Source organism: Microbacterium sp. Leaf351 (assembly GCF_001423825.1).
In the GTDB taxonomy this organism is placed as follows: domain Bacteria; phylum Actinomycetota; class Actinomycetes; order Actinomycetales; family Microbacteriaceae; genus Microbacterium; species Microbacterium ginsengisoli.
In genome coordinates this window covers 198,910-204,327 of sequence record NZ_LMPK01000034.1, presented here as the reverse complement: position 1 = coordinate 204,327, position 5,418 = coordinate 198,910, and the positions used below count along the sequence as shown (strand labels likewise).

The 5,418-nt window shown below is 67.9% G+C and carries 6 protein-coding genes and 1 pseudogene; 2 read left to right on the top strand and 5 right to left on the bottom strand.

The features are described 5' to 3' along the window. The first annotated feature begins 273 nt into the window (after nucleotides 1–273). Both ASG00_RS11095 and ASG00_RS11090 read left to right on the top strand, forming a co-directional pair. Nucleotides 274–714, top strand: a complete 441-nt coding sequence (locus ASG00_RS11095; protein WP_056209544.1) for a hypothetical protein — start codon at nucleotides 274–276, stop codon at nucleotides 712–714. Between the two features lie 169 nt (nucleotides 715–883). Beyond that, nucleotides 884–1,423, top strand: a complete 540-nt coding sequence (locus ASG00_RS11090; protein WP_056209541.1) for a hypothetical protein — start codon at nucleotides 884–886, stop codon at nucleotides 1,421–1,423. A gap of 234 nt (nucleotides 1,424–1,657) precedes the next feature. On the opposite strand, the gene ASG00_RS11085 is transcribed toward ASG00_RS11090, so the two are convergent. From ASG00_RS11085 to ASG00_RS18190, 5 genes and pseudogenes are all read right to left on the bottom strand, one after another. Next, a complete protein-coding gene (locus ASG00_RS11085) occupies nucleotides 1,658–2,875 on the bottom strand; it encodes a DUF2029 domain-containing protein (RefSeq protein ID WP_156454795.1) in 1,218 nt (405 codons plus the stop codon). Between the two features lie 27 nt (nucleotides 2,876–2,902). Continuing rightward, nucleotides 2,903–4,078 (bottom strand): sensor histidine kinase, encoded by a 1,176-nt coding sequence (locus ASG00_RS11080; RefSeq protein ID WP_056209539.1) that lies wholly within the window; start codon nucleotides 4,076–4,078, stop codon nucleotides 2,903–2,905. A gap of 71 nt (nucleotides 4,079–4,149) precedes the next feature. Then, nucleotides 4,150–4,566 (bottom strand): arsenate reductase ArsC, encoded by a 417-nt coding sequence (locus ASG00_RS11075; RefSeq protein WP_056209535.1) that lies wholly within the window; start codon nucleotides 4,564–4,566, stop codon nucleotides 4,150–4,152. Beyond that, complete coding sequence (locus tag ASG00_RS11070) at nucleotides 4,563–5,090, bottom strand: GNAT family N-acetyltransferase (protein ID WP_056209532.1); 528 nt, start codon at nucleotides 5,088–5,090, stop codon at nucleotides 4,563–4,565. Before ASG00_RS11070 ends, ASG00_RS11075 begins: the two co-directional genes overlap by 4 nt. Beyond that, a pseudogene (locus ASG00_RS18190) lies at nucleotides 5,078–5,418 on the bottom strand (flavoprotein); the annotation flags it as partial. The pseudogene ASG00_RS18190 and the gene ASG00_RS11070, both read right to left, overlap by 13 nt.

Genomic DNA, 5,418 nt, shown 5'->3' with positions numbered 1-5,418 from the left:
ACCCATCAAATGGAAACCGACGACTCACAGAACGTCCGGACCGAATGAAGGGGGCGGCTCAGAGGTCTGTACAACGTACTGGCGTCCTCGGCCGACCAACTTGGAGCTCACAATCGATTCTTCGGCATCACAGATCGCGACCGCGACGCTGCATCGGAGCAGCTCCACATCAAGCAATGGGATCGGTACCACCTCGAGAACTTCCTTCTCGAGCCACGATTCGTGCGCGAGGCCACTCGCGCGCTTACCGGAAAAGATCCGCTCGAATCAGACGTGCGCACTGAGGAAGCTCTCCGGGAGTGTGCGTTGCAGATCGTCGATGACATCGCCATCCAGCTCATCCGGGTTGGGTTAAACGATCAAGCAGTGAGTTCTCTCAGGGTGGGCTCTGCTGCAGACTCAGCGTCCGCGGCACAGGAGCTCTCCGCGTCGCTACAAGCGAGTGCGACACGGTTGTCCGAGCTGAGCGCGGCGCACAACACCGTCAAGATCCAGACCCTCTTGGAGGAAGAGCGGGCGAGACTAACTGAGGCGTGCTCTACAGACGCATGGATCGCTGATTTTCCCGGTCGTAACGTGCTGAAGCGGTACGTCAGGGATCACGTTAAGGTCAAGTACGAGGCCTTCGTGAACATCGTTCTGGATCGGATGGCAGAGGCGAACTTTCAGCCCCCGGGTATGAAGCGAGTTCTTGACGAGATCCTTGACGCTTAGCCCGGGTTAGGTCTTAAGTGACCTCCCACCGCGTTCGGGCGGGGGAACGGATCGGTGACAGTCCGTCAGCAGTTATCTCCACGCACGAGGGTGTTCTGTTCGCCCGCAGGCCCCTTTGAATGTTCCCGTATGCACGGCGCACGTGAACATCAATCTCTAGGCTCAGACTGTGCATGAGGTGAAGCTTCTCTCCCCATCGTTGATGATGTTCGGCGGCATGCTGATCATTTCTGCCCTGGGAATTGATTACATGAGCACTCGGGGATTCTGGACCTACATCTCGGTGCAGGGAGCCGGCTTTGCCGTCGCGGTCATTGCGGCAGGCCTGAGTTTCTCTGCGTTTCGGCACAAGGGGGCGTGGGCGTTGTTCTTCGCCTCCTGTTGTGGCTGGATGGTGTGCTGGTCGTGGTTTCTGACGCTGGGGCTGCTCATTCCAGTTCCGATGGTGTTGTGGGCGGCGATTTCATCCGTCGGATTTCTCATCAGCACATTCCTGGGCGTTATCAGATCGGACGTCGTCGCCGTCGCCATCGCGGCCGCGTTCGGCCTCGGATCCGCGCTGTCGACCGGAATTCTCGCCGCCAATCCGGTCTTTGCATCCGATTACAGCTACATCCCGTTTGCGGTTGGCGCGGTGGGCGGAGGAGTCATTCTGGCCATCGGGCCGAGGCTCCGTCGCCGCCGCTTCGTCCCACAGCGTGACGTCTGATAATCGGGCCGACTCCCGTGTGAATGCCCATCGCTCGCTCGTCCGCTTCAGCCGCGAGCCGAGCTCACGCGCACGCAGCTGCGGCACTGTTCGTACGCGTGCGGAGTTCGTGCGCCGGGCACCTCGATGACGCTTCCCGCTTCGCGCTTGGTCGGGGTGAAAGGGTGATGGTGACTTCCCGTTAGCGGGTCCGCACGATCTGCGCGCGGCAGGTTGGGTGTTCCGCCCGCCGCGTCACACGGTCGATGCGGCGTACGATGTCACCCGCACCGGCACCCGCACCACCCGTCGCACGCTCCAGACGAGCAGCGTCACCAGCAGCACGTTGCGCACGCTCAGCACGAGGATGCCGAGCGGGTGGGCCGACCAGATCAGGTCGTAGATGATCGGGTAGATGAGCTGGGTGAGCAGCAGTGCCGCACCGCCGAGTCGCAGCCCCGAGCGCAGCGTGGTCCCGTCCACCGCGGCCCACAGCACGAACGGCGCGATGATCCAGTCGAGGAACTGCGGCGAGCCGACCTTGTTGGTGACGATGAGTACCAGCACGAGCGCGAGGGCGAGCGGCGGCAGCAGCTGCACGAGATGCGCGCCGCGCGCGCTCTTCCACGCGCCGAGGGCGAGCACGGCGAGGGCGGCGATGGCGAGCAGCGGCGTGAGCAGTGCCGCCACGACGGTCACGCCGGGGCCGGTCACCTCGAACGTGATGATGTCGGCGTTGTAGGCGACGTGGAAGCCGTCGACGTGCAGTGCGGCGAGCCAGGTGAACGGCGTCGCCGCGGTCGATTCGACCTGCAGCCCGCGCCCGAACTGCGACGACAGGAAGCCGAACACGTTGCCCGCTCCTCCCAACGCGAACAGCGTCGCGATCACGACGACGGTCACGCCGAGCGCCGCCCCCACGACGCGCACCCGCGTGCCGCGCCGGGCCACCACGAGCGCGCCGACGAGGGCGGCCGGCCAGATCTTGATCCAGGCGCCCGCGGTCAGCAGGGCAGACGACACGGTCGGCACGCGGAATGCGAGCAGCAGCGCGATGATCGCGAGCGGCACCGTCACCGCGTCGATGCGGAACATGCCGACCGGGCCGAGGCAGGCGATGAACGCCAGCCAGGTCAGCGCCGCGCGGGCGCGCCAGGGGGCCTTGCCGCCGTGCACGATCAGGGCGAACACGAGCCCGTTCAGCAGCGTGATGAGCACCGCCCAGCCGAACGTATAGCCCGCGATCCACGCGAACGCCCACGCGGCGATCATCGGCACGAGGGCGAGCTGCGGGTACACCCACGGCTCGGTCACCCCGACGATCGGGCCGCCGGTGAGCGCCTGCGACGACCACGGTTCGTAGACGTTGTAGACGTCGCCCATCGGCTGGCTCGGCAGCGTCCAGCCGAGCACGATCACGAGGGCGTGGGCGGCGAGGAACCATCCCCACAGGGTCAGGGTGCGTCGAGACATCGCCGCTCAGCGTAATCGGATGCCGCGTCACGCCGCGTGCGGCAGCACCACCCAGACACTCGCGCCGCCTGCTGGCGATTCCGCGATGCCGATGCGGCCGTGGTGTCCTTCGACGATGCGACGGCAGGTCGACAGGCCGATGCCGAGGCCCGCGACATCCGTCTGGTCACCGCGCTCCATGAGTCCGAACACCTTCTCGCGCTGGGGCTCGGGGATGCCCGGCCCGTTGTCGTCGACGGTGATGCGAGACCCGTCGGGGAGCGGCTCGACCCGCACGATGATGTGCGGCGCGTCGGACGTCGTCGCACTGAACTTCACCGCGTTCGCGACGAGGTTCTGCAGCAGGCCTCTCAGCAGCGTCGGGTCGGCGACGACCGGCGCCGGAGCGTCGACCTCGATCGTGGCGCCCGTCTGCGCGAGCGGGGTGTCGAGGTCGTCGATGACCGCGGCCATGACGTCCTCGACGTCGACGGCGGCGACGCGCGGCACCTCGCCGCCCACGCGGGCGAAGTCGAGCAGGTCGCTGATCATCGTCGACATGCGGTCGGCGGCGGCCTCAGCCCGCGCGAGCGCCCGGCTCGCCTGCGGGGCATCCGAGAGCTCGGGGCTGTCGGCGGCGAGCTCGATGAACCCGGACAGCGCCATGAGCGGGTTGCGCAGGTCGTGACTGATGCGGCCAGCGAACTGCTCGAGCTCGTGGTTCGAGGTCTGCAGCTCGCGCGTGACGCGCCGCAGCTCGAGCACGTCCACCACCTGGTGGGCGAGGATGTCGAGGGTCGCCGCATGCTCTGCAGACAGCTCACCGACCTCCTCGTCGAAGATGCAGAGCGTGCCGATCGCGATGCCCGAGGGCGTGATCAGCGGGCTCGACGCGTAGAAGCGCACGTTGCCGATCACACCGGTGACGAACGGATTCGCGGCGAAGCGGTCGTCGAGACGGGCATCGGGAACGATCACCCGGCCGGGCTGCTCGAGCACCACCGCGCACATCGAGTCATCCCGCGAGCAGACGGCCGCCGTGAACCCGACCGCGGCGATCTGATGCTGAAAGCGATCGTCGATGATGTTGATGACCGCCGTCGGCACGCCGCAGATGGTGGCGGCCAGCTGCACCAGACCCTGCAGGTCGGACTCGGGCGGATCCTCGAGCAGCTCGTAGTCGGCGATCGTCTGGCGGCGCGTGACGTCGTGTGCAGTCGACAAGGTCGGGTCCTCCCGTCGGGTGGCACCAGATTAGCGGTCTGCGCGCGCTCGGGGTGCGCGCAGAGGGCGACTCAGTCGGATGCCGCGGCGCGCCCGTCGAGCTCGGCGACCAGCGCGTCCACGCGTGCCCGGATCTCGTCGCGCACCTGCCGCACGACCTCGATCGGCTGGCCGGCGGGGTCGGTGAGCTCCCAGTCCTCGTAGCGCTTGCCGGGGAAGATCGGGCAGGCGTCGCCGCACCCCATCGTGATGACCACATCGGCCTCGCGCACGGCGTCGGTCGTCAGCAGCTTCGGCTGGCGGGCGCCGAGGTCGATGCCGAGCTCGGCCATCGCCTCGACGGCGACCGGGTTGATCGTCTCCCGCGGCTCGGACCCCGCCGAGCGCACGTCGACCCGATCGCCCGCGATGGATTCAAGGTATCCGGCGGCCATCTGCGAGCGGCCGGCGTTGTGCACGCACACGAACAGCACGGTGGGGGTGGTCATGAGTCGGCTCCTGTTCCGGCGATCGCTGATCGCCGCTCGATGAGTAAGGTGTCGCGCCACGTGCCGGCGCGCGGTCCAAGGGTCGATCGTGCGATGCGCTCGCGGCGGCCGACGACGCGGAAGCCGGCGGCCTCGTGCAGGCGCAGGCTCGCGGCGTTCTCGGGGAAGATGGCCGACTGCACGGTCCAGTAGCCCGCGGCATCCGTCGCGTCGAGGAAGCGTGCGAGCAGGGTGCGACCGATCCCGCGCCCCCGGTGGGCGGGGGAGACGTAGATCGAATGCTCGATGACCCCGCGGTAGACGGGACGAGCCGAGACGGCGGATGCCGCCACCCACCCCACGACCTCGTCGTCGAGGGTCGCGACGAGTCGGGGTGCGGCGAGGCGTGCGTGATCGAAGGTCGCCCAGTCCGGCGTCGCCGTCTCGAACGTGGCGTCGCCGCCCGCGATGCCGGCCGCGAAGATCTGCTCGACGGCCGGCCAGTCGGCCGCGACGAGCGGTCGGATCTCGGTCACGCGCAACATCCTCCCGCATCGGCCCGGTCGGTCGAGCACACTCCGGTCGCCGGCAGGTCGAGCACGACGGCCCGCGCGGCGGCGAGGTCGCCGGCGAGCCACGCCGCGACCGACCGCACCTGCTCGTAGCCCGTGGCGAGCAGGAAGGTGGGGGCGCGACCGTAGGACTTCATGCCGACCGTGAAGAAGCCGGGCTCCGGATGCCGCAACTCGGCGAAGTCGTGGGGTGCGACCGTTCCGCAGCTGTGCAGGTTCGGGTCGATGAGCGGCGCGAGTCGACGGGGCGCTTCGCTCACCTCGTCGAGGTCAAGTCGGAGCTCGCGCGTGATCGTGAGGT

What these genes read in the sequence shown, in the direction of transcription:
- ASG00_RS11085 (WP_156454795.1), bottom strand. Translation starts at nt 2,875, where the DNA reads ATGTCTCGACGCACCCTGACCCTGTGGGGATGGTTCCTCGCCGCCCAC.
- ASG00_RS11075 (WP_056209535.1), bottom strand. Translation starts at nt 4,566, where the DNA reads ATGACCACCCCCACCGTGCTGTTCGTGTGCGTGCACAACGCCGGCCGC.
- ASG00_RS11070 (WP_056209532.1), bottom strand. Translation starts at nt 5,090, where the DNA reads ATGTTGCGCGTGACCGAGATCCGACCGCTCGTCGCGGCCGACTGGCCG.